We start from the raw sequence: 21,567 nt of genomic DNA, 5'->3' as shown, positions 1-21,567 counted from the left end.
CAAACCTGTGCGGTTTTGGAGCATGTGCAGGTTTTGCATGAATATCGCTCATGTTGGTACGAGCGTCAGAACTGTAGAATCGCAGCGTTTTTCTTCAGGATCGGGATTCCGGGCATGTCATACCGCGTCATCAGCATTTTCTTGCTGTTCATAAGCTGGGGCGCCGCTGCGCAAGATCCTTCGATCTCATCCTCAATTTCATACAGCCGCGACATTCAGCCTATCTTCACCGAGAAGTGCGTGGCCTGCCATGCGTGCTACGACTCTGCCTGCCAGCTCAATCTGGGCAGTGGCGAGGGCGCCGGGCGTGGCGCGAGCAAAATGCCGGTCTACGACGGCGAGCGCAGTCAGGCGGCGCCGACCACGCGATTGTTCTACGACGCTTTCGGCCAACGCGCCTGGCAGCAGAAAGGCTTTTACTCGGTGCTCGACGCCCAGGGCAGTCAGGCTGCGCTGATGGCGCGCATGCTGGAGCTGGGGCACAAGACCCCGCTTGAGCCCAACGCCAAACTGCCAGAAAACATAGTCTTGGGTCTCAACCGCCCGAACATGTGCGCGATGCCCGCGGAATTTGACGGCTATGCAGGCGCTCACCCGAAAGAAGGCATGCCGCTGGCCGTCACTGGCCTGACCGATCAGCAATACCAGACCTTGCAGCGCTGGCTGGCCTCCGGTGCGCCAATCGACGAACAAGGCCTGGCGCCGAGTGCCCAGGAAGCGATGCAGATTGTGCAATGGGAAAATCTGCTCAACCAGCCCGGTGCACGGGAAAGTCTGGTCGGCCGCTGGTTGTTCGAGCACTTGTATCTGGCCCACATCTATTTCAAGGGCGGCGAGTCCGGGCACTTTTTTCAGTGGGTGCGCTCGCGTACACCGCCCGGTCAGCCGATCGACCTGATCGCCACTCGCCGCCCCAATGACGATCCCGGCACGCGGGTGTATTACCGCTTGTGGCCGATACAGGGCGTGATCGTACACAAGACCCACATCACCTATCCGCTGAGCGCGGAGAAGATGGCGCGGGTAAAAAGCCTGTTCTATAGCGGCGACTGGCAGGTCAACGCGCTGCCGGGTTACGGTCCGCAGAGCCGGGCCAATCCGTTTGTCACATTCGAGGCGATTCCGGCGCAGGCGCGCTATCAGTTCATGCTCGACAACGCTGAATACTTCGTCCGCACGTTTATTCGCGGCCCGGTGTGTCGGGGGCAGATCGCGACCGACGTGATTCGCGACAACTTCTGGGCACTGTTCCAGGCGCCGGAACATGACCTGTACATCACCGACCCTAACTATCGCGGCCAGGCCACGCCGTTGCTGGCCATGCCCGGGCAGAACGACGATGTCGGCAGCGTGCTGAGCCTGTGGCGCAACTACCGCGACAAACGTAATGAATACGAGGCGCTGCGTCGTGACAGTTACGCCGACTTGCCGGCGCCGAGCTGGTCGACCCTGTGGGCGGGCAACGACAACGCGTTGCTGAGCATCTTCCGCCACTTCGACAGTGCCTCGGTGACCAAAGGCCTGATTGGTGAAGTGCCGCAAACGATGTGGCTGTTCGACTACCCGCTGCTGGAGCGCACCTATTACCAGTTGGCGGTCAACTTCGATGTCTTCGGCAATGTCTCGCATCAGGCGCAAACCCGCCTGTATTTCGACCTGATTCGCAACGGTGCAGAGCAGAATTTCCTGCGCCTGATGCCGGCCGATTCCCGTGAGGACTACCTCAACGATTGGTACCAGAGCGGTGGCCAGTTCAAGATGTGGCTCGATTACGAAGCCATCGACGACGACAAGCCGACCGCGCTGAAACTCGATGAGAAGGACCCGAAACACGACTTCGCCATGCAGTTGCTCGCGCGCTATGGCGATCTCAATGCGCGGCCAGACCCGATCAACCGGTGCGCCGGCGCTTATTGCTCGCGGCCGAATATCGATCCGGCGTTGCAAAATGCCGAGCAGGCGCTGAGCCGTCTGACTTCACGCCCGGCGGCCGGTTTGAAGGTCATCGATCAATTGCCGGAAGCGACCATGCTGCGTGTCGAAACGGCCAGCGGTAAACGCGAGGCCTACAGTCTGATGCGCAACCGCGCGCACAGTAACGTGGCGTTTCTGCTGGGTGAGTCCCTGCGCTATCAGCCGGGGCTGGATACGCTGACCATCTATCCGGGTGTACTCAGCAGTTATCCGAACTTCATCTTCAACATTCCCGCTGATCAGGTGCCGGCATTCGTCGATGCGATGGAGAATGCCAAGGATGCCAACCGTTTCGAAAAAATCGTCGAACGCTGGGGTATTCGTCGCAGTCATCCGCAATTCTGGTTCTATTTCCACGATTTGAGTCAGTACATCCACGAAACCGATCCGGTGGAAGAGGGCGTGCTGGACATGAATCGCTACGAGAATCTTTGATCATTTGAGCAATACCTGCTGTCCCAGTTTTCAAGCAGCATCGCAAAACCCCTGTGGCGCTGAGCCTGCTCGCGATTGCCCCGGCCCCTTGAGCATTTCTGGTGCCTGACATTCCGTTATCGCGAGCTAGTCCACTCCACAAGGGCTTTGCGGTGGTTTGAGGGGGTGGACAGGAGTGATCAATGTTGATTTCAGTGCAGGCCTTGCGGGCGCTTGCCGCGTGGACAGTGGTCTGCCATCACTTCATGCAGATTTTTTTCGGCTTCCAAGCGCGCGGGCCGATTGGCCAGTTGTTCATCGACAAGGGCGCGGTGGGGGTCGACATCTTCTTTGTCATCAGCGGTCTGGTAATTTTCCTGTCCACCGAAGACAAGGATCTGCGACCCGGGAAATTCCTTCTGTATCGGCTGTTTCGCATCGTCCCGGCGTACTGGCTGTATACGCTGTTGATGGCGCTGCTGGTGGTGTTCGCCCATCCGGTGTTGCCGGATCAGACGCTGGAATGGCGTCATTTCCTCTTATCGTTACTGTTTATCCCGACGCAAAACCCTGGTGGTTACGGCATCTACCCCACCCTAAATGTCGGCTGGACACTCAATTACGAAATGCTGTTTTACGTGCTGTTTGCCTGCGCGCTGGTGTTCCGCTGGCAGGTGCGCCTGCTGGTGGTCGCGACGCTGTTGTTTGCCGCTTGCCAGGCGTTCGGCTTGCTCAACGAGTTTTACCGGGCAGACATCGTCTATGAATTTTTGCTGGGGATCGGCATCGGCGTGCTCTACCGCCGAGGGCTGATCGGGGCGGGGTTATGGCTGCCGCTGTTGGGCATCGTTGGTGCATTAGCAGCGATTTATCATCTGGCTCCGGGACCGAGACTACTGAACTGGGGCGTGCCGAGCGCGGTGCTGGTCATGGCGTGCATCGCGCTGGAGCGCTACGTCGAGCGCAGCAAAGCGCTCAAGCTGCTCGGGGATTGTTCATATTCGGTGTATTTGATGCACGTGCTGGTGCTGTCTGCAGGTGGATTTATCGCTCAACGATACGCCATCAACCCGTATCTGATGTTTATCGTATGTGTGCTGGCCATTGGTGCGGGCTCGTGGCTGAGCTACGAATGGGTGGAAAAACGCAGCTATCGTTGGCTCAAGGCGCAAATAGATGACCGTTCCGTCGAGAATCATTCCCGACAAAAATACTAGGACTTTGTCCGGCGCAACGATTGGCGTAAACTCCGCCACAAGCCTGCGAGGAGTTTCCATGACCGCTATTACCATTACTGACGCCGCCCACGATTACCTGGCCGATCTGCTTTCCAAGCAGAACACCCCGGGCATCGGCATCCGCGTCTTCATCACCCAGCCTGGCACCCAATACGCCGAAACCTGCATTGCCTACTGCAAGCCGGGCGAAGAAAAACCTGAAGATACCGCGCTGGGGCTGAAAAGCTTCACCGCGTATATCGATTCGTTCAGCGAAGCGTTTCTCGATGACGCCGTTGTCGATTACGCCACCGACCGCATGGGCGGCCAACTGACCATCAAGGCGCCGAACGCCAAAGTCCCGATGGTCAACGCCGAAAGCCCGGTCAACGAGCGCATCAACTATTACCTGCAAACCGAAATCAACCCGGGGCTGGCCAGCCACGGCGGTCAGGTCAGCCTGATTGATGTGGTTGAAGACGGCATCGCTGTGTTGCAGTTCGGTGGTGGTTGCCAAGGCTGCGGCCAGGCAGACGTGACCCTGAAGGAAGGCATCGAGCGCACCTTGCTTGAGCGTATTCCGGAGCTCAAAGGCGTTCGCGACGTGACTGACCATACGCAGAAAGAAAACGCCTACTACTAAGTCAGGCGTTCACTGCGAGCATAAAAAAACGGCACCCGTGAGTGCCGTTTTTTTGTGTGAAGTTCCAGGACGCCTTCGCGAGCAGGCTCGCTCCCACATTGAAGCCATGTCGTTCACCAACCCTGCTCGCGAAGGGGCCGTCATGGGCGATACAGATGCGCATGCCCGGCGCGATACAGCGATGACTCGCTGAACACCTCACTCCCCAACACCCGCCCAACCAGAATCAACGCTGTGCGGCGAAAGCCTTTGGCGGCAACCTTCTCGGCGATATCCGCCAGCGTCCCCACCACCCAGTCCTGATCCGGCCAGGTCGCTCGGTGAATCACCGCGATCGGGCAGTCGGCGCCGTAATGCGGCAGCAGTTCAGTCAGGATCTTTTCCAGATGATTGACCCCCAGATGAATCGCCATCGTCGCGCCATGCTGCGCCAGACTGCCCAACTCTTCGCCGGCGGGCATTGCCGTCTTGTCGGCATAGCGGGTCAGGATCACGCTTTGCGATACGTCAGGCAGCGTGAGTTCTGCGCCCAGCAACGCCGCGCATGCCGCAGTCGCTGTCACTCCGGGGATGATTTCAAACGGGATATTCAGTTCACGCAGATAGCGGATCTGCTCGCCAATCGCGCCATACAGACTCGGATCTCCGGAATGCACCCGCGCCACATCCTGGCCTTGGGCATGGGCAGTTTTGATCAGATCGATGATCTGCTCCAGATGCAATTCAGCGCTATTGACCAGTGTCTGTGCCTGATGACCATCGAGCACCGCCGCCGGTACCAGCGAGCCTGCGTAGATGATCACGGGGCAACTGCGAATAAGCCGCTGGCCTTTGACGGTGATCAATTCCGGGTCGCCTGGGCCGGCGCCGATGAAGTAAACGGTCATCGTTGAATCCTTGGGAAATAGGCACGGCAACGCTTCAGATGAAGATTGCTCATGATTGATGGCGGAGATTATCGGGAATTTACGCGGCGCCGGCCAATGCCAGCGTTGCCTGTGCGTATTTTTGTCGAGAAATCAGTAGCTTTGCCGGTGCCTGAATCAGCTGTTCGGCGAGTGCCAGTGCGGCGCTTTCCGCTACGCCATAACAACCGGTGCGTTCGAAGGCAATCTGCGAATGGTGGCTGAGTTGCAGTTCATAACTGGCCAATTCCTCACTGCTGAAGTAAAGCAGCGGCAGGGCCAGTTGATTCGCGAGTTCCTGCAGGCCGGGTTCATCGCGCTTCAAGTCGATGCTGGCCAGAGCCTTCACGGCATGCAGTTCGATGCGATTGGCTTGCAAGGCTTGATCGAGTAACGCGCGCAGCGTGCTCGCAGGGCAGCCGCGCTGGCAGCCCAGACCGACCACGAAAGTCGGCGCTGCGCTGTCAGTCGTCATGCGTGGTATTGACCGTCGTTCTTGCGGCGGAACAACCAGGCGCTGATCAGGCCCAATGCCAGCCAGAACGCTACGTTGGTCAATTGCGAGGCGATTTTGAACTGCGCTTCCAGTGCTTCTGGAGCGAGCATCGAATGCACCTCCGGTTGCGGGGCGCCGATCACGTGCGGTACAGCGAGGATGGCCACACCGAGGATTTTCATCAGCCAATGACGGCTGAACGCAATCAACGCCAAACCGGCAGCGGTTGAAGCGGCGGTGCTGATCCACCACAACTGCCGCGAAGCCAGATCCGCCGCGGCAGTGCCCGGCAGTTCAGGCGGCAAGCCCAGGGTCGGTGCGAGGACGAACGTCGCGTAACCGGCCAGACCCCACAGCAGACCTTGCGAAGTTTTGGTCGGCGCGCGCAGGGTGTAGAGGCCGGCCAGCATCAGGGCAAAACCCACGGCCACCACCAGATTGCCACCCGTGGTCGAAAGCACGCGCTGCCAGCCGTCTTCCGGCTCCCAGGCTTCGGCATCATGGGTGTGCGCGGCAGTGCCGGCGGCGTGTTCGTGAACGGCGGCAACAGGTTCGGATTTTTCATAGGTTTCGGCTTGAAGAATCAGCGGCGACACCCAGAAACTTTGCAGCAGCGTGAGCAGCAGGGCGGCCAGCAGACCGGTGAAACCTGCGGTTTGAGCAATTCGCTTGATCATGTCGGCAGGTCTCAGTGGCACGGGAACGCGGCGCTGTGGCGGGTATCGTGAGCCGCGTTGTGCACGGCTTCGATGTGCGAGAAACCCGCGAAATAGACGAGGCCTGCACCCAGGATCGACGCGAAAATGGCGGCGGTCAGGCGCTGGCTCAGGGTGGCGGTGCTGGAGATTTTGTCCGTGTTGCTGCCGGTGCTGGTGATGATTGACATGGCGCTTCCCTCTGGAATGTCAGCAGGTGAATAGAGCGCGTGAAAACCCCTGCGGCGCGGGCACGCAGAGGTTCAAACAGCGCCCGCCCACCGCGGGTTTGTTATGTTCAGCGACGCAGGTGCGCGCTGTGTGTTGCGGGCCGGTCTCCGGGCTCACGAGGGGTTGGCGTCAGGCCGACCTGCAAGCGTCACCTTCCCATGCCGCAATGGCACAGTGGATCTGACGCTTCGCTCGCTTACCGTTGCGGGGGCAGCACCGGACTGACATGGCTCTGAGTAAAGCACATGATTCACCGGTTTCCCGTTTCACCCTATGAAGGGCACCCGTAACAAGTTGTGTAGGAAAGCATGAGGGCGGGATTTTAGTCAATTGAATGGGAGAGGGCGCCGATTTTCGGCCCTTTCAAAATTGGAATTCGACTTGGTCTTTCCAAGTCGGCGTCATTCTTCCTGATGCCTCGATCAGTCCCCTCTCCCTCAGGGAGAAGGCCAGGGTGAGGGGCTTTTGATTTTTTGCCCTCTCGGCAGCCCCACCCCCCCATTGACCCATCCCCACACCATGCGTAGCCTTGCGCCTTCGAGGTTCTTCGGCATTGCCGAAGCTAAGAAGGGAACGCGGTCAATGCCGCGGCTGCCCCCGCAACTGTGAACGGTGATATTCGCTGCCACGCCACTGCAAGCTCAATCCACAGAGCCCGCGGGAAGGCGCAGCGAATGCCAGGCCCGGCGCCTGAACACCGTCAGCCAGGAGACCTGCCTCGTCACAGATTCTCAATTCAACCGGGCGGGGTGATCCGGTGGCGAACTCTCCAGGCACGCACGCGCGGTGCCGGTTCTCGTCCCGTATGCCCGCCACTTTGCCAAAGGGCATACCGATGAAAACACTGGCCAAACTCCCTGTCACCATCGTCACCGGCTTCCTCGGCTCGGGCAAAACCACGCTGCTGCGGCACATGCTCGACAACGCGCAGGGCCGCCGTATTGCGGTGATCGTCAACGAGTTTGGCGAGTTGGGCATCGACGGTGAAATCCTCAAGCAATGCACCATCGGTTGCACCGAAGAAGAAGCCACCGGCCGCGTCTATGAACTGGCCAACGGCTGCCTGTGCTGCACCGTTCAGGAAGAGTTCTTTCCGGTAATGCGCGAGCTTGTTGCCCGTCGCGGTGACCTCGATCATATCCTCATCGAAACCTCTGGCCTGGCCCTGCCAAAACCGTTGGTGCAAGCCTTCCAGTGGCCGGAAATCCGCAGCGCCTGCACGGTTGACGCGGTGATCACCGTGGTCGACAGCCCGGCCGTGGCCGCTGGCACCTTCGCCGCGTTCCCGGATCAAGTCGATGCCCAGCGCAAACTCGACCCGAACCTGGATCACGAATCGCCGCTGCACGAATTGTTTGCCGACCAACTGGCCAGCGCCGACCTCGTCATCCTCAACAAATCCGATTTGATCAGCCCTGAAGACCTGGCGCGCGTACGCCTGGAAGTCGCCGAAGAGCTGCCGCCAGCGGTGAAGATCATCGAAGCCAGCAGTGGTCGCGTGCCGCTGGACGTGCTGATCGGCCTCGGCGCCGGTTCCGAAGAACACATCGACAGCCGTCACAGCCATCACGACCATCACCACGACGGTGATGACGACCACGATGACCACGATCACGACGCCTTCGATTCGATCTCCATCGAACTGCCGCAAGCCGACGAAAGCCTGTTGCTCGACGCGCTGACGCAACTGGTGGTCAAGCACGGCATCCTGCGTGTGAAGGGCTTTGCGGCGATCCCGAACAAGCCGATGCGCTTGCTGATTCAAGGCGTGGGCACGCGTTTCGACAAGCATTTCGACCGTCAGTGGGGCGCCGATGAAGCGCGCGTCACGCGTCTGGTGTTGATCGGTCAGGAGCTCGACGCCGCTCAACTCGAAGCGCAACTGCGCGCTGCGCTCAGCGTTTAACCCATGCACCTGCTCAGGACCCAGCCCGGCGGTTTCGTCTCGGATGACAACATCGCGGACCTGGGGCAAACCCCCGCCGAGCTGGTGATCCTGTGCAGCGGCGATTCCAGCCTGGCGCTGCTCGCCGAAGCTGCGCAGCAATTGCCCGAGGATTATCCGAGCCTGCGCCTGGCCAATCCCATGCAGGTGCAGAATCACGCTTCGGTCGACCTCTATGTCGATGAGGTGCTGCGCCACGCCAAAGTTATTCTGATCTCGCTGCACGGCGGTATTGCCTATTGGCGTTACGGCGTCGAGCGTTTGATCGAGTTGTCAGAGCGCGGCGTGCACGTGATGCTGGTGCCGGGTGATGATCGTCCCGATCCGGAACTCAGTGACCTGAGCACCGTCAACGCCGAGGATCGTGACCGGCTCTGGCAGTTCCTGCGTCAGGGCGGCATGGGCAACGCAGTGGATTTCTTTCATTGCCTGGCCAGCCGTTGGCTCGCCCGCGATTACCCGTGGGGCGAACCACAATCCCTGCCACGCACGGCGATTTACCATCCACAAAAAATCAGCGCCGCACTGAATGACTGGCAGGCCGATTGGCGGCCCGATCAGCCGGTCGCGGCGGTGCTGTTTTACCGCTCGCATTTGCAGGCGGCGAACACCGCGTTCATCGATGTTTTCTGCCAGCGCTTGCAAGCGGCAGGGCTGAACCCTTTACCGATTGCGGTGGCGAGTCTGAAAGAGCCCGGCTGTCTGTCGGTGGTCGAGGACTGGCTGGATGAAGTCGAGGCGGGGGTGATTCTCAACACCACCGGTTTTGCTCAGTCGAGTCCCGAAGCGCCGCACTTGCGGCCGTTTCGCCGCAACATCCCGGTGATTCAGGCGATCTGCGCTCAGGACAACGAACCCGGTTGGCGCGAGAGCGAGCAGGGCCTCGGTCCGCGGGACCTGGCGATGCACATCGCCTTGCCGGAACTCGACGGACGCATCATCAGCCGCCCGATCAGCTTCAAGGATCTGGCCTGGCGCAGCGAGCGCAGTCAGTCCGACGTGGTCTGCTATCGGGCGCAACCCGAACGCATGGATTTTGTCGCGGAACTGGCACGACGCTGGATCGATCTGGCGCGGGTGCCGAATGCCGAGAAACGCATTGCGCTGATTCTCGCCAACTACCCGACTCGCGACGGGCGCATCGGCAATGGTGTCGGCCTCGACACGCCGGCGGCAGCGCTGAATATCTTGCGGGCGTTGCAGGCCGAGGGTTATCCGGTAACGGCTGAGTTGCCGGACAGCGGCACAGCGCTGATCCAGCAATTGCTCGGTGGCGTCAGCAATGATCTCGACACCATCGATTTGCGCCCGTGCCAGCAAAGTCTGGCGATGGACGATTACCTGACGATGTTCAACGCACTGCCCGAGGCCAATCGCGCGGCAGTGATCGAGCGCTGGGGCCCGCCACAAAACGATCCGATGTGCCGCGACGGGCGCTTGATGATTGCCGGGTTGCGCTTTGGCCTGACGTTCGTCGGCATCCAACCGGCGCGCGGTTATCAGGTCGATCCGAGCGCGGTGTACCACGACCCGGATCTCGTGCCACCGCACGGTTATCTGGCGTTCTATTTCTGGCTGCGCAACACCTATGGCGCCCACGGCGTGATCCACGTTGGCAAACACGGCAACCTTGAATGGCTGCCGGGCAAGGGCGTCGGGCTCTCGGAACACTGTTGGCCGGATGCGCTGCTTGGGCCGTTGCCGAATATCTATCCGTTTATCGTCAACGACCCGGGCGAGGGCGCCCAGGCCAAACGGCGCACGCAAGCGGTGATCATCGATCACCTGATGCCGCCGCTGACCCGCGCCGAAACCTATGGTCCGCTGCGTAATCTGGAACTGTTGGCCGACGAATATTACGAAGCGCAGCTGCTCGATCCACGCCGCGCCCGCGAATTGCAGCGCGATATTCTGCAGCTGGTGCGCGATACGCAGATCGACCGCGAACTGCAACTGGATGCCGCGATGGACAGCGATGCCGATGCCGCGATCTGGCTGCCGCGTCTGGACACGTATCTGTGTGATTTGAAGGAATCGCAGATCCGCGATGGCTTGCACATTTTTGGCGAATCACCCTCCGGGCGTTTGCGTATCGATACTTTGTTGGCGTTGCTGCGCATTCCGCGCGGCGATGGCAAAGGGGCGCAGTCGAGCCTGTTGCGGGCGCTGGCCAAGGCGTTTGAACTGGGCTTGGATCCGCTGGATTGTGCGCTGGCTGAGCCGTGGGTTGGCCCGCGTCCCATCGAACTGCAAACCGTGACCGATGAAGTCTGGCGCACGGCCGGCGACACCCGCGAACGCCTCGAACTGTTCGCCGCCGAACTGATCTCTGAAACCTTGCACGGTTTCTGTGGGAGCGAGCCTGCTCGCGAAGGCGCCGTGTCAGGTGTCATGGAATTACCTGATCCACCGCTTTCGCGAACCGGCTCGCTGCCACAGGGGCCGGGGTGGTCTGATGTACATCTGATCATCCAGGGTTTGCGCGAAGTCGTGGCCCCGCGCCTAGACGCCTGCGGTCCGGCAGAAATGCGCGGCCTGCTCGATGCCCTCAGCGGCCGTTTCGTCCCGGCCGGCCCGAGCGGTGCGCCGAGTCGCGGCCGTCTCGACGTACTGCCGACAGGGCGCAACTTTTACTCGGTGGACGTGCGCAACCTGCCGACCACCACCGCGTGGCGCATCGGGTTCCAGTCGGCCACGCTGATTCTCGAGCGACACCTGCAGGACCACGGCGACCATCTGCGCCAACTCGGTCTCTCGGTATGGGGCACGGCGACGATGCGCACTGGCGGTGATGACATTGCCCAGGCCATGGCGCTGATGGGCGTGCGCCCGGTGTGGGCCACGGGCAGCCAGCGAGTCGACGATTTCGAGATCCTGCCGCTGAGCCTTCTGGACCGACCGCGGGTCGATGTTACGCTGCGGGTCTCCGGATTCTTCCGCGATGCGTTTGCCAACCTGATCCGTTTGTTCGACGCCGCCGTGCAAGCGGTGGCGGCGCTGGACGAACCCGACGATCTGAACCCTCTGGCCGCCAAAGTGCGCGCCGAACGCGAGGCCTTGCTGCAAACGGGTCTGGATGAAGAGGCCGCACGGCGCCAGGCCGGTTGGCGAATCTTTGGTGCCAAACCCGGTGCTTATGGCGCCGGTGTGCAAGGCGCCATCGACGGTCGTCTGTGGCAGACCCGCGAGGATCTGGCCGAGGTTTACCTGAACTGGGGCGCTTACGCCTATGGCGGTGCCGATGAAGGCACCGCTGCCCGGGAACAATTCGTCCAGCGCCTGAGTCAGGTGCAAGCGGTGCTGCAGAATCAGGACAACCGCGAGCACGACTTGCTTGATTCCAACGACTATTACCAGTTCCAGGGCGGCATGCTCGCAGCCGTGGAAACCCTGCGCGGTGAAGCCGCGGCCAGTTATCACGGCGATCATAGCCAGCCGGACTTGCCGAAGATCCGTACTTTGAAAGAAGAGTTGAATCGGGTCATCCGCTCGCGTGCGGCCAATCCGAAATGGATCGACGGGGTCAAACGTCACGGCTACAAAGGTGCGTTTGAAATGGCGGCTACGGTCGACAACCTTTTCGCATTCGATGCCACCACACAGTTGATCGATGATCATCAATACGCATTGCTGGCTGACGCTTATCTGCTTGATCCGGCCACTCGCGATTTTGTCCGCGAGCATAATCCACATGCACTGCGGGACATGACCGAACGCATGCTGGAAGCGCAGCAACGCGGGATGTGGCAGGATCCGGGGGCGTATAAAGAGGCGCTGGAGAGTTTGTTGCTGGATATAGAGGAAGATGTGTAGCCGTTCAAAAGCTACCCTCACCCCAACCCTCTCCCGGAGGGAGAGGGAGCCGACCGAAGTGTCTTGTGCCATGCATCGACCTGAAAGGCCGAGTCGATTATGGATTCGGCAGGGCGTTTCAGGTCGGCGTATTTTCACAACATCCCCCGATCAGTCCCCTCTCCCTCTGGGAGAGGGCTAGGGTGAGGGCAACACCACCTGACACACCCAAATGCTCAAGCACACCAACGACCACGAAAGAGAAAAGCCAAAGATGACCGACACTCCCCATTTCCCGCTCTCCGCCGTGGTCGGCGCCGATGACCTCAAACTCGCCCTGTGCCTCACCGCCATCGACCCGAAAATCGGTGGCGTGCTGATCGAAGGCCCACGCGGCATGGCCAAGTCGACCCTGGCCCGGGGCTTGGCGGACCTGCTCGCCAGCGGTCAGTTCGTCACTTTGCCGCTGGGCGCCACCGAAGAACGTCTGGTCGGGACCCTCGATCTCGACGCCGCCCTCAGCGAGGGTCGCGCGCAGTTTTCCTCCGGCGTGCTGGCCAAGGCTGACGGCGGCGTGCTCTACGTCGATGAAGTCAATCTGCTGCCCGATCACTTGGTGGATCTGCTGCTCGACGTCGCGGCCAGCGGCACCAACGTGGTCGAGCGTGATGGCATCTCCCACCGGCACTCGGCGAAATTCGTCCTGATCGGCACGATGAACCCGGAAGAGGGCGAGTTGCGCCCACAGTTGCTCGATCGCTTTGGCCTCAACGTCGCGCTCAGCGGCCACACAGCGCCGGCCGAGCGCGGGCAGATCATTCGCCGACGCCTCGACTTCGACAGCGACCCGCAAGCGTTCTGCGCGCAGTGGGAAACCGCCCAACAAGGTTTGCGCGAGCGCTGTGAAAACGCTCGTAGCGCGTTGGCCGGCATTCCTCTGGACGATGCTGCACTGGCGCAAATCACCGAACGCTGTTTTGCCGCCGGCGTCGATGGCTTGCGCGCCGATCTGGTGTGGCTGCGTGCGGCGCGTGCGCACGCGGCATGGCGCGCAGCTGAGGCGATTGGCGAAGAGGACATCGACGCAGTGGCCGAATTTGCCTTGCGCCATCGTCGTCGTGAACAGCCATCCTCAAGCCCTCAACAACCGGCGCAATCCCCGGAAAACGCTGCAGCCAACCCGAGCGAAGGGCAGGGTCAGTGGGGCGACATGCCGGCCCCGGCCCTCGCCACGGGCAGCCGCCGCGAAATCCCGAGCTGGCCAAAAAAGCCCTAGGCATTCGCCCCCGATCCGACGCGGGGGCGAATGCCAGACCTCGTGCCGGTCGGCTCGACAACGGACGCCAGGGCAAACGTCACGCGGCTCGCAGTGGTTCAGTGAACTGGCCGGGAACGCTGCTCAAGGGGCGTCCGCAACGTCGTGAAGACCTGCTGTTCCAACTGCGCACGCGCACGCCCCATGAGTTGTGGCTGGTGATCGTCGATGCCTCGGCGTCGACGCGCCGTCATCAGGCATTGAGCGATGCCAAAGGCCTGCTCGCGCAGCTGTTCGATGACGCCTATCGACAACGTGCGCGGTTGGCATTGCTGACCGCCAGTGGTGCGACACCGAAGTGGCAGGTACAGGGTTTGAAAGCATCCCGCGATTTGCGCACCTGGCTTGATGGCTTGGGTGCGGGCGGCGGTACGCCGTTAGTCGCGGCATTGTCACAGGCGCAGCAATGGCTGACGGTCCGGCGCAAGCGCTTTCCTGCCGAGCAACAGCGCTTGCTGGTGGTCACGGATGGACGTTTGAAAGCGTGGACAGGTTTGCCGGCGCTGGAATGCCCGGGGCTGTTGATCGACATCGAGCGTGGGCCGATCCGGTTGGGACGCGCGAAAGATCTGGCCGGGGCGCTGGATGCGGATTATCGGCATATTGATGATCTTATCCCGGCCTGAAGCCCTCTTCGCCAGCAGGTCGCTCCGAATTCACGGATTCAAACCTGTAGGAGCCTGCGGCAGCTCCTACAGGGTGATTTGGACGCTGTTACAGATTTTGAAATGATTTCGAGCTGTAGGAAAAGTCACTTCAGGCTGTACGCTTCAAGGCCTTTTTTCATTCAGGATTTACATGAACACCCGCTCGGAGCCTCCCAGTCTTCAGATACGAAGAACATTCCCCTCGCGCAATGGCGCGGTCTTGACGCACTCGCAGCATCCGGTTTTCCGATACACGACTATCGTTGATAACGCGGCCCCAGAGCCTTCGCGTTGCGCTTTGCCGTGCCCGGCAGCCTGAATTAACTGAATAGAGATCGAGACGTTTTATGGAATGGTTAGCGGATCCCACGGCCTGGTTAGGCTTGTTGACATTGATCGTGCTGGAACTGGTGCTGGGTATCGACAACCTGGTGTTCATCGCAATTCTTGCGGATAAACTGCCGCCGCACCAGCGTGACCGTGCGCGGATCATCGGTCTGTCGCTGGCACTGATCATGCGCCTGGGCCTATTGGCGAGTATCTCCTGGCTGGTCACCCTCACGCAGCCGCTGTTCGAGGTGTTCGACAAGAGCTTCTCCGGTCGAGACCTGATCATGCTGTTTGGCGGTGTGTTTCTGTTGTTCAAAGCCACCATGGAGTTGCACGAACGGCTCGAAGGTCATGTCGGCGAGCGCACGAGCAACACGGCATATGCACTGTTCTGGCCGATCGTTGCGCAGATCGTCGTGCTCGACGCCGTGTTCTCCCTCGACGCGGTGATTACTGCAGTGGGCATGGTCGATGAGCTGGCGGTGATGATGATCGCAGTGATCATCTCCATTGGCCTGATGATCGTTGCGAGCAAGCCGCTGACGCGCTTCGTCAACGCGCACCCGACGGTAATCATGCTGTGTCTGGGCTTCTTGATGATGATCGGTTTTGCCCTGACCGCTGAAGGCTTGGGCTTCCACATCCCGAAAGGCTACTTGTACGCGGCCATCGGTTTCTCGATCCTGATCGAAGTGTTCAACCAGATTGCCCGCGCTCGACGCAAACGCTCGATGCAGGGCCTGCGCCCGATTCGTGAGCGCACCGCCCACGCAGTCATGCGTCTGCTGGGCGGTCGCACACTGGCGGCGGAGGAAGTCGGCGAGGAGATTTCCGATTTGCTGGATAACGGTGATGCGCCAAGCGCCGAGCTGTTCGACCGTCGCGAGCGAGTGATGATCAGCGGTGTGCTGCAACTGGCCGAGCGGCCGATCCGCCAACTGATGACCGTGCGGGCCGACGTCGACAGTATCGACCTGGCAGACGATGCCGAGGCGATTCGTACCAGGTTGATGCACTCGTCCTACTCGCGCCTGCCGCTCATCCGTGATGGCGCCGTGGATGAACCGCTGGGCTTCGTGCACAAGAAGGAATTGCTCAAGGAATACCTGGCGGGTACCGAGCCGAACCTGGAACACCTGGCGCGCAAGACGATCAATCTGCTCGACAGCTATTCGATCCTCAACGCCCTGGAACAGATGCGCGCGGCATCCACCCACATTGCATTCGTGGTCAATGAGTTCGGCGATTTTGTCGGCGTGCTGACCATGACCGACATCCTCGAATCGATTGCCGGTGAGTTACCCGATGCCAGCGAAATCGAAGGCCCGGATGTGGTCGAGGAGCAGGGCGGGTTCGTTGTCAGCGGCGCATTGAACCTGACGCGTGTGCGTCAGCGCACCGGGTTCGGCGCCGAACCCACCGAGGATTATCAGACCATGGCCGGGCTGGTAATGAGTTTGCTTGATCGGTTGCCGATGAAGGGCGATCGCCTGGAATATGCCGGGTGGCAGATGACGGTCAAAGCGGTCGAGGAGCGGCGGGTGACGCGGGTGTTGTTGGTGCGTGAAACTGCGTAAATCTGACTGTCTGCGCTGACGCTGACCCTATCGCCAGCAGGCTCCCACAGGTCCCCTGAACGACGCAAAACCCTGTTGGAGCTGCGGCACGCTGCGATCTTTTGATCTGTTTTTTAAAACCAACGTCAAAAGATCGCAGCGTGCCGCAGCTCCTACATGGGTACCGCGCAGCTTCGAAGTGACCGCCCACGGGCAATGGTGCAAAGCTGTCGCAGGGACTGACGCAACCACGCAACGTCATGTCGCTGCTTGCGCGGCACTGCCGGTGCCTTGGTCCGGCCGATGTGCCGGACAAACTCGGCGGCCAGCGTTTCCTCAGTGCCAATCCCCAAAAGTTTTTTCACCAGCCTGCCGTGCTTATAGAACAGCACCGTCGGCGTACCCGTGACCAGCGGATGGCGCGGCGATTCACGGGTGTTCAGCATGTAGATATTCGCCCGCAGCCGATACGGCGCGGCAATCTTGCGAAACACCGGCCCCGGCCGATTCGCAGGCGGGACAGTGTTCGCTGGCGAAATACAGGATCACCGGGCGCCAGGTTTTCAGGGCTTTGCGGTACGTGGGGGCCAAATCTGAACGGTGAGTTGCCGGGTTCATGGAAATTTCCTTTTCCAATCGACAGTGTGCTTGTCTGCAACCGTAATCCCCTTGGAATCTTTAAATCTACTGTCAGAGTTGACAGGTAGACAGCACAGAGCAACTGGCCACATTTGATCACTATGCACTCAAATGTAGCCCTGATACCCGCCATGTGGGGTGATTGGTAGCAAGCATGAAGCGGCGGCGCAAAAAATACCTAACGCAGCGATATGCATCCCGTTGATTCCAAAAACATTTAAACCCAGTGCAGATTCTTCCCGAGTCCTGTGGCACACTTTCTGCTGTCTATTCCGTAGTAACAAACCGACTTCCGGTATAACGGAATAAACATCATCCTGGAGTGCTTGCCATGCATCGCCGACCTTCCTTGTTTAAAGCGTGTGTTTTTGTTCTCGCGGCTTCGTCCTCTGCCATGGGCCTGGCCCAGGCCGCCGATGGCAAGCTCGACACTGTCCTGGCCCGTGGGAAATTGATTGTGGGCACCGGCAGCACCAATGCGCCGTGGCATTTCCAGGGGGCGGACGGCAAGTTGCAGGGTTTTGATATCGACATCGCCCGGATTGTGGCCAAGGGGTTGTTCAACGACCCGAGCAAGGTCGAGTTCGTTGTGCAGTCGTCCGATGCGCGGATTCCCAACCTGCTGACCGACAAGGTCGACATGAGCTGTCAGTTCATTACTGTCACTGCCAGCCGTGCCCAGCAAGTGGCGTTCACCCTGCCTTATTACCGCGAAGGCGTCGGCCTGCTGCTGCCGAACAACAGCAAGTACAAGGAAATCGAAGACCTGCAGGCCGGCGGGGACGGCGTCACCGTTGCCGTTCTGCAAAACGTCTACGCCGAAGAGCTGGTGCATCAGGCACTGCCCAAAGCCAAGGTTGATCAGTACGACAGCGTCGATCTGATGTATCAGGCAGTCAACTCCGGTCGCGCCGATGCCGCCGCCACCGACCAGTCTTCGGTCAAATACCTGATGGTGCAGAACCCTGGCCGTTATCGCAGCCCGACCTATGCGTGGAGCCCACAGACTTACGCCTGCGCGGTCAAACGCGGCGATCAGGACTGGCTGAACTTCGTCAACACCGCGCTGCATGAAGCCATGACTGGCGTTGAATTCCCGACTTACGCCGCTTCATTCAAGCAATGGTTCGGCGTTGACCTGCCATCGCCCGCGATCGGTTTCCCAGTCGAATTCAAATGATCCCGTGAGAGCGGGGCGATTCAAATCGCCCTGCTCAAGGTACTGCTGACCATGAACTATCAGTTGAACTTTGCCGCCGTGTGGCGCGATTTCGACACCTTGCTGGCGGGGCTCGGTCTGGGCTTGCAGTTGGCACTGGTGTCGATCGCCATCGGCTGCGTGATCGGCCTGCTGATGGCGTTTGCCTTGCTGTCGAAGCATCGCGCCTTGCGGGTGCTGGCATCGGTGTACGTCACGGTGGTCCGTAACACGCCGATTCTGGTGTTGATTCTGTTGATCTACTTTGCGTTGCCAAGTCTTGGGATCCGGTTGGACAAGATTCCCTCGTTCATCATCACGCTGTCGTTGTATGCCGGCGCCTACCTGACCGAAGTGTTCCGGGGCGGTTTGCTGAGCATCCCCAAAGGGCAGCGCGAAGCCGGGTTGGCGATCGGCCTCGGCGAATGGCAGGTCAAAGCCTACGTCACCGTGCCGGTGATGCTGCGCAACGTATTGCCGGCGCTGTCGAACAACTTCATTTCGCTGTTCAAGGACACTTCGCTGGCCGCCGCGATAGCGGTGCCGGAGCTGACTTATTACGCGCGCAAGATCAACGTCGAAAGCTACCGGGTGATCGAAACCTGGCTGGTGACCACGGCGTTGTATGTCGCGGCCTGTTACCTCATCGCCATGCTGCTGCGTTATCTCGAGCAGCGTCTGGCGATCCGCCGATAGGAGGCTGTGATGTACGAATCCCCCAGTTGGTTGAATGAATTGTGGATTGCCCGCGAAACCTTGTGGCAGGGCTTTCTGACCAGCGTGCAGGTATCGGCGCTGGCGATATTGTTCGGCACGTTGCTCGGCGTCGTCACCGGCCTGGTGCTGACTTACGGCAGATTCTGGATGCGTGCGCCGTTCCGGTTTTACGTCGACATCATTCGCGGTACGCCGGTGTTTGTGCTGGTGCTGGCCTGCTTCTATATGGCGCCAGCGGCCGGCTGGCAGATCAGCGCGTTTCAGGCCGGTGCGTTAGGGCTGACGCTGTTCTGCGGCTCGCACGTTGCGGAAATCGTGCGCGGTGCATTGCAAGCGTTGCCGCGCGGGCAGATGGAAGCGGGCAAGGCGATTGGCCTGACGTTTTACCAGTCGCTCGGTTACGTGCTGCTGCCACAAGCGCTGCGGCAGATCCTGCCGACGTGGGTCAACTCGTCCACCGAAATCGTCAAGGCCTCGACCTTGCTTTCGGTCATCGGCGTGGCCGAATTGCTCCTCAGTACCCAACAGATCATCGCCCGGACCTTCATGACGCTGGAGTTCTATCTGTTCGCCGGTTTTCTGTTCTTCGTCATCAACTACGGCATCGAATTACTCGGCCGGCACATTGAAAAGCGGGTGGCCTTGCCATGACTGAAGCTCAACTTTCCAACGCTGCAAACGGCCAGCCGTTGCTGGATATTCGCGGTCTGCACAAGCAATACGGCGCAGTCGAAGTGCTCAAGGGTGTCGACCTCAGCATGCAACGCGGCAACGTCGTGACGCTGATCGGTTCCAGCGGTTCGGGCAAAACCACCTTGCTGCGCTGCGTGAACATGCTCGAAGAGTTTCAGGGCGGGCAGATCCTGCTCGACGGTGAGTCCATCGGTTACGACGAGATCAATGGCAAGCGCGTGCGGCATGGCGAGAAAGTCATCGCTCGTCATCGGGCGATGACGGGTATGGCATTCCAGCAATTCAACCTGTTCCCGCATTTGACTGCGTTGCAGAACGTCACCCTGGGCCTGCTCAAGGTGAAGAAAATGCACAAGGACGAAGCCGTGGTGCTTGCCGAGAAATGGCTGGAGCGGGTTGGCCTGCTGGAGCGCCGCAATCACTTTCCCGGCCAGTTGTCTGGCGGCCAGCAACAGCGCGTGGCGATTGCCCGGGCGATTGCGATGAACCCAAGCCTGATGCTGTTCGACGAAGTCACTTCAGCCCTCGACCCCGAACTGGTTGGCGAAGTGCTCAGCGTGATCAAAGGGCTGGCCGAAGACGGCATGACCATGCTGCTGGTGACCCACGAGATGCGCTTCGCTTTCGAGGTCTCGGACAAAATCGTATTCATGAATCAGGGGCGGATCGAAGAGCAGGGGCCTCCCAAGGAACTGTTCGAACGCCCGCAATCGCCGCGTCTGGCTGAGTTCCTCAAAAACACGCGGTTTTAACTTTTATCAGGAGAAACACCCATGAGCATTACTCGTTACGGCACCGGCAGCACCGCCGCAGGCGGCCAGCCTCGTCCATTCGCGCGTGCCGTTGAAGCTGATGGCTGGCTGCACGTTTCCGGTCAGGTGCCAGCGGTGGATGGCGAGATCATTGTTGGCGGCATCGTCGAGCAGACCCACCAGACCATGAAGAACCTGATCGCGATCCTCGAAGAGGCCGGGTATGGCCTGGAAGACGTGGTGCGTGCCGGCGTGTGGCTGGATGATCCACGGGATTTCAGCAGTTTCAACAAGGTTTTTGGCGAGTACTTCAAACCGGAACACGCGCCGGCGCGGGCCTGTGTGCAGGCGAGCATGATGGTTGATTGCAAGGTCGAGATCGACTGCATCGCGTACAAGAAGAAGGTTTGAGTGAAGGCTTTCCCTCACCCTGGCCCTCTCCCGGGGGAGAGGAGACTGGTTCCTGTCGATGCGGAGTCCGAGGTATGTCAGTTCCTTCTGCATCGATATGGTCAGGCTCCCTCTACCTCCGGGAGAGGGCGGGGGGGGGGAGGGATGCGATCCGACTGACACAACAACGCGGGCCAGTTACCATCCCGGCAACTTTTATGGGAACCCAATGACATGACCGAAGACACCATCAAGCGCCGGGCACGCGGTCTGGACCGGGCGTTCGATATTCTCGATTTCCTCAAGGAGATCGGCCAGCCGCTGCGTCCGAACGACATCGCCAACGGTATCGGCAGCCCGAAATCCACGGTCTACGAACTCGTCGCGTCCCTGCTGGAACGACGGATTCTGGAGCCGGTGGGCAAGGACGGTCACGTCTATCTGGGCCGGCAGTTGTACTTTCTCGGGCAGGCGCACTTGCGTCATTTCGACCTCAGTCGCGAGGCCGATCATGCCTTGCAGGAGATCGTCAGCCAGACCCGCGAAACCGCGCAGATGTGCCTGCTCAACGGGCGCAAATACACGGTGGCGTTGATGAAGGAGGGCGAGCGGCATTTCCGTATCTCTTCCGATATCGGCGAAAACGCGCCGATCCCCTGGACCGCGTCCGGGCGTCTGTTGCTCGCGCATCTGAGTGACCAGCAAATCATCGACCTGATCGACGAAGGCGACTACATCCTGCCCGACGGCGAGCGGTTGCCGCTGGAGCGCTTTCTGGCGGAAATTCGTCAGGCCGGCATCGATGGGTTCTTCTCCTTCGACAGCGTCGCCGACACCTTCACTCACTGCTTCGCCGCACCGGTCAAAGACCCTTCCGGCGTAGCCATTTGCACCTTGTGCATCGTCGCCCCACGGGCCGATGCCAAGACCCATTACAACGACTATCGCCGGGTATTGATCGAGAGCGCCAACAGCCTCGCCCGGCGCATCAACGAATAACCGCGGCTGCCTGCGGCCG

At 60.2% G+C, this 21,567-nt stretch carries 18 protein-coding genes, 1 pseudogene and 2 riboswitches; of the genes and pseudogenes, 14 read left to right on the top strand and 5 right to left on the bottom strand.

Annotated features, from left to right (window positions below):
- The first annotated feature begins 114 nt into the window (after positions 1-114).
- From H8B20_RS13310 to nfuA, 3 genes are all read left to right on the top strand, one after another.
- On the top strand, positions 115-2,409 hold the full coding sequence (locus tag H8B20_RS13310; RefSeq protein ID WP_210623382.1) for a fatty acid cis/trans isomerase: 2,295 nt from the start codon (positions 115-117) through the stop codon (positions 2,407-2,409).
- A 182-nt stretch (positions 2,410-2,591) separates the two neighbouring features.
- Positions 2,592-3,605 carry an acyltransferase family protein gene (locus H8B20_RS13305; RefSeq protein ID WP_210623381.1) on the top strand — a complete coding sequence of 338 codons (1,014 nt, stop codon included), beginning with the start codon at positions 2,592-2,594 and terminating at the stop codon, positions 3,603-3,605.
- A 58-nt stretch (positions 3,606-3,663) separates the two neighbouring features.
- The gene (gene nfuA / locus H8B20_RS13300) at positions 3,664-4,248 is read left to right on the top strand and encodes a Fe-S biogenesis protein NfuA (protein WP_042559410.1); all 585 of its coding nucleotides are present in this window, start codon (positions 3,664-3,666) and stop codon (positions 4,246-4,248) included.
- A 140-nt stretch (positions 4,249-4,388) separates the two neighbouring features.
- Here the strand turns inward: nfuA and cobM are convergent, their stop codons facing one another.
- The 4 genes from cobM to H8B20_RS13280 form a co-directional block, all read right to left on the bottom strand.
- On the bottom strand, positions 4,389-5,135 hold the full coding sequence (gene cobM, locus H8B20_RS13295) for a precorrin-4 C(11)-methyltransferase (RefSeq protein ID WP_210623380.1): 747 nt from the start codon (positions 5,133-5,135) through the stop codon (positions 4,389-4,391).
- 79 nt (positions 5,136-5,214) lie between these two features.
- Complete coding sequence (locus tag H8B20_RS13290) at positions 5,215-5,628, bottom strand: cobalamin biosynthesis protein (protein ID WP_210623379.1); 414 nt, start codon at positions 5,626-5,628, stop codon at positions 5,215-5,217.
- Positions 5,625-6,326: a CbtA family protein gene (locus tag H8B20_RS13285; protein ID WP_210623378.1), complete on the bottom strand. Its 702-nt coding sequence runs from the start codon at positions 6,324-6,326 to the stop codon at positions 5,625-5,627. The genes H8B20_RS13290 and H8B20_RS13285 overlap by 4 nt, the downstream gene beginning before the upstream one ends.
- 11 nt (positions 6,327-6,337) lie before the next feature.
- Positions 6,338-6,535: a CbtB domain-containing protein gene (locus H8B20_RS13280; protein WP_042559406.1), complete on the bottom strand. Its 198-nt coding sequence runs from the start codon at positions 6,533-6,535 to the stop codon at positions 6,338-6,340.
- Positions 6,536-6,656: 121 nt separating this feature from the next.
- A riboswitch (cobalamin riboswitch) is annotated at positions 6,657-6,878 on the bottom strand.
- 220 nt (positions 6,879-7,098) lie between these two features.
- Positions 7,099-7,310: riboswitch (cobalamin riboswitch) on the top strand.
- 100 nt (positions 7,311-7,410) lie between these two features.
- Between H8B20_RS13280 and cobW the strand changes: the two genes are divergently transcribed.
- The 5 genes from cobW to H8B20_RS13255 all read left to right on the top strand — a co-directional run bounded on the left by cobW (position 7,411) and on the right by H8B20_RS13255 (position 16,181).
- Entirely contained in the window at positions 7,411-8,481 is a 1,071-nt protein-coding gene (gene cobW / locus H8B20_RS13275) for a cobalamin biosynthesis protein CobW (protein ID WP_047301522.1), read from the top strand.
- A gap of 3 nt (positions 8,482-8,484) precedes the next feature.
- Positions 8,485-12,333 carry a cobaltochelatase subunit CobN gene (gene cobN / locus H8B20_RS13270; RefSeq protein ID WP_210623377.1) on the top strand — a complete coding sequence of 1,283 codons (3,849 nt, stop codon included), beginning with the start codon at positions 8,485-8,487 and terminating at the stop codon, positions 12,331-12,333.
- Positions 12,334-12,586: 253 nt separating this feature from the next.
- Positions 12,587-13,588 (top strand): magnesium chelatase ATPase subunit I, encoded by a 1,002-nt coding sequence (locus H8B20_RS13265; RefSeq protein ID WP_210623376.1) that lies wholly within the window; start codon positions 12,587-12,589, stop codon positions 13,586-13,588.
- Complete coding sequence (locus tag H8B20_RS13260) at positions 13,513-14,253, top strand: VWA domain-containing protein (RefSeq protein ID WP_200615322.1); 741 nt, start codon at positions 13,513-13,515, stop codon at positions 14,251-14,253. Before H8B20_RS13265 ends, H8B20_RS13260 begins: the two co-directional genes overlap by 76 nt.
- A 368-nt stretch (positions 14,254-14,621) precedes the next feature.
- On the top strand, positions 14,622-16,181 hold the full coding sequence (locus H8B20_RS13255; protein ID WP_210623375.1) for a TerC family protein: 1,560 nt from the start codon (positions 14,622-14,624) through the stop codon (positions 16,179-16,181).
- Between the two features lie 152 nt (positions 16,182-16,333).
- Here H8B20_RS13255 and H8B20_RS13250 read toward each other — a convergent pair.
- Positions 16,334-16,778 (bottom strand): annotated as a pseudogene (locus H8B20_RS13250) (thioredoxin family protein).
- A 352-nt stretch (positions 16,779-17,130) separates the two neighbouring features.
- On the opposite strand from H8B20_RS13250, the gene H8B20_RS13245 reads away from it, so the two are divergent.
- From H8B20_RS13245 to H8B20_RS13220, 6 genes are all read left to right on the top strand, one after another.
- Positions 17,131-17,979 carry a transporter substrate-binding domain-containing protein gene (locus H8B20_RS13245; RefSeq protein ID WP_210623374.1) on the top strand — a complete coding sequence of 283 codons (849 nt, stop codon included), beginning with the start codon at positions 17,131-17,133 and terminating at the stop codon, positions 17,977-17,979.
- 51 nt (positions 17,980-18,030) lie between these two features.
- A complete protein-coding gene (locus H8B20_RS13240) occupies positions 18,031-18,693 on the top strand; it encodes an amino acid ABC transporter permease (protein WP_024012746.1) in 663 nt (220 codons plus the stop codon).
- A 9-nt stretch (positions 18,694-18,702) separates the two neighbouring features.
- Positions 18,703-19,365, top strand: a complete 663-nt coding sequence (locus H8B20_RS13235) for an amino acid ABC transporter permease (RefSeq protein ID WP_042559394.1) — start codon at positions 18,703-18,705, stop codon at positions 19,363-19,365.
- On the top strand, positions 19,362-20,159 hold the full coding sequence (locus H8B20_RS13230) for an amino acid ABC transporter ATP-binding protein (protein ID WP_047301512.1): 798 nt from the start codon (positions 19,362-19,364) through the stop codon (positions 20,157-20,159). The genes H8B20_RS13235 and H8B20_RS13230 overlap by 4 nt, the downstream gene beginning before the upstream one ends.
- A gap of 21 nt (positions 20,160-20,180) precedes the next feature.
- On the top strand, positions 20,181-20,570 hold the full coding sequence (locus H8B20_RS13225) for a RidA family protein (RefSeq protein ID WP_016984340.1): 390 nt from the start codon (positions 20,181-20,183) through the stop codon (positions 20,568-20,570).
- A 213-nt stretch (positions 20,571-20,783) separates the two neighbouring features.
- A complete protein-coding gene (locus H8B20_RS13220; protein ID WP_047301511.1) occupies positions 20,784-21,548 on the top strand; it encodes an IclR family transcriptional regulator in 765 nt (254 codons plus the stop codon).
- Positions 21,549-21,567 lie beyond the last annotated feature (19 nt).

It is taken from the genome of Pseudomonas sp. P42 (genome assembly GCF_017973755.1).
Lineage (GTDB): Bacteria > Pseudomonadota > Gammaproteobacteria > Pseudomonadales > Pseudomonadaceae > Aquipseudomonas > Aquipseudomonas iridis.
This window is presented reverse-complemented; position numbering and strand designations above follow the sequence as displayed.

Coding starts and splice junctions, on each gene's coding strand:
- H8B20_RS13230 (WP_047301512.1), top strand. CDS start 19,362: ATGACTGAAGCTCAACTTTCCAACGCTGCAAACGGCCAGCCGTTGCTG.
- H8B20_RS13290 (WP_210623379.1), bottom strand. CDS start 5,628: ATGACGACTGACAGCGCAGCGCCGACTTTCGTGGTCGGTCTGGGCTGC.
- H8B20_RS13245 (WP_210623374.1), top strand. CDS start 17,131: ATGCATCGCCGACCTTCCTTGTTTAAAGCGTGTGTTTTTGTTCTCGCG.
- H8B20_RS13265 (WP_210623376.1), top strand. CDS start 12,587: ATGACCGACACTCCCCATTTCCCGCTCTCCGCCGTGGTCGGCGCCGAT.
- H8B20_RS13310 (WP_210623382.1), top strand. CDS start 115: ATGTCATACCGCGTCATCAGCATTTTCTTGCTGTTCATAAGCTGGGGC.
- nfuA (WP_042559410.1), top strand. CDS start 3,664: ATGACCGCTATTACCATTACTGACGCCGCCCACGATTACCTGGCCGAT.
- H8B20_RS13235 (WP_042559394.1), top strand. CDS start 18,703: ATGTACGAATCCCCCAGTTGGTTGAATGAATTGTGGATTGCCCGCGAA.
- H8B20_RS13255 (WP_210623375.1), top strand. CDS start 14,622: ATGGAATGGTTAGCGGATCCCACGGCCTGGTTAGGCTTGTTGACATTG.
- H8B20_RS13240 (WP_024012746.1), top strand. CDS start 18,031: ATGAACTATCAGTTGAACTTTGCCGCCGTGTGGCGCGATTTCGACACC.
- H8B20_RS13225 (WP_016984340.1), top strand. CDS start 20,181: ATGAGCATTACTCGTTACGGCACCGGCAGCACCGCCGCAGGCGGCCAG.
- cobM (WP_210623380.1), bottom strand. CDS start 5,135: ATGACCGTTTACTTCATCGGCGCCGGCCCAGGCGACCCGGAATTGATC.
- cobN (WP_210623377.1), top strand. CDS start 8,485: ATGCACCTGCTCAGGACCCAGCCCGGCGGTTTCGTCTCGGATGACAAC.
- H8B20_RS13220 (WP_047301511.1), top strand. CDS start 20,784: ATGACCGAAGACACCATCAAGCGCCGGGCACGCGGTCTGGACCGGGCG.
- H8B20_RS13285 (WP_210623378.1), bottom strand. CDS start 6,326: ATGATCAAGCGAATTGCTCAAACCGCAGGTTTCACCGGTCTGCTGGCC.
- H8B20_RS13280 (WP_042559406.1), bottom strand. CDS start 6,535: ATGTCAATCATCACCAGCACCGGCAGCAACACGGACAAAATCTCCAGC.
- cobW (WP_047301522.1), top strand. CDS start 7,411: ATGAAAACACTGGCCAAACTCCCTGTCACCATCGTCACCGGCTTCCTC.
- H8B20_RS13305 (WP_210623381.1), top strand. CDS start 2,592: ATGTTGATTTCAGTGCAGGCCTTGCGGGCGCTTGCCGCGTGGACAGTG.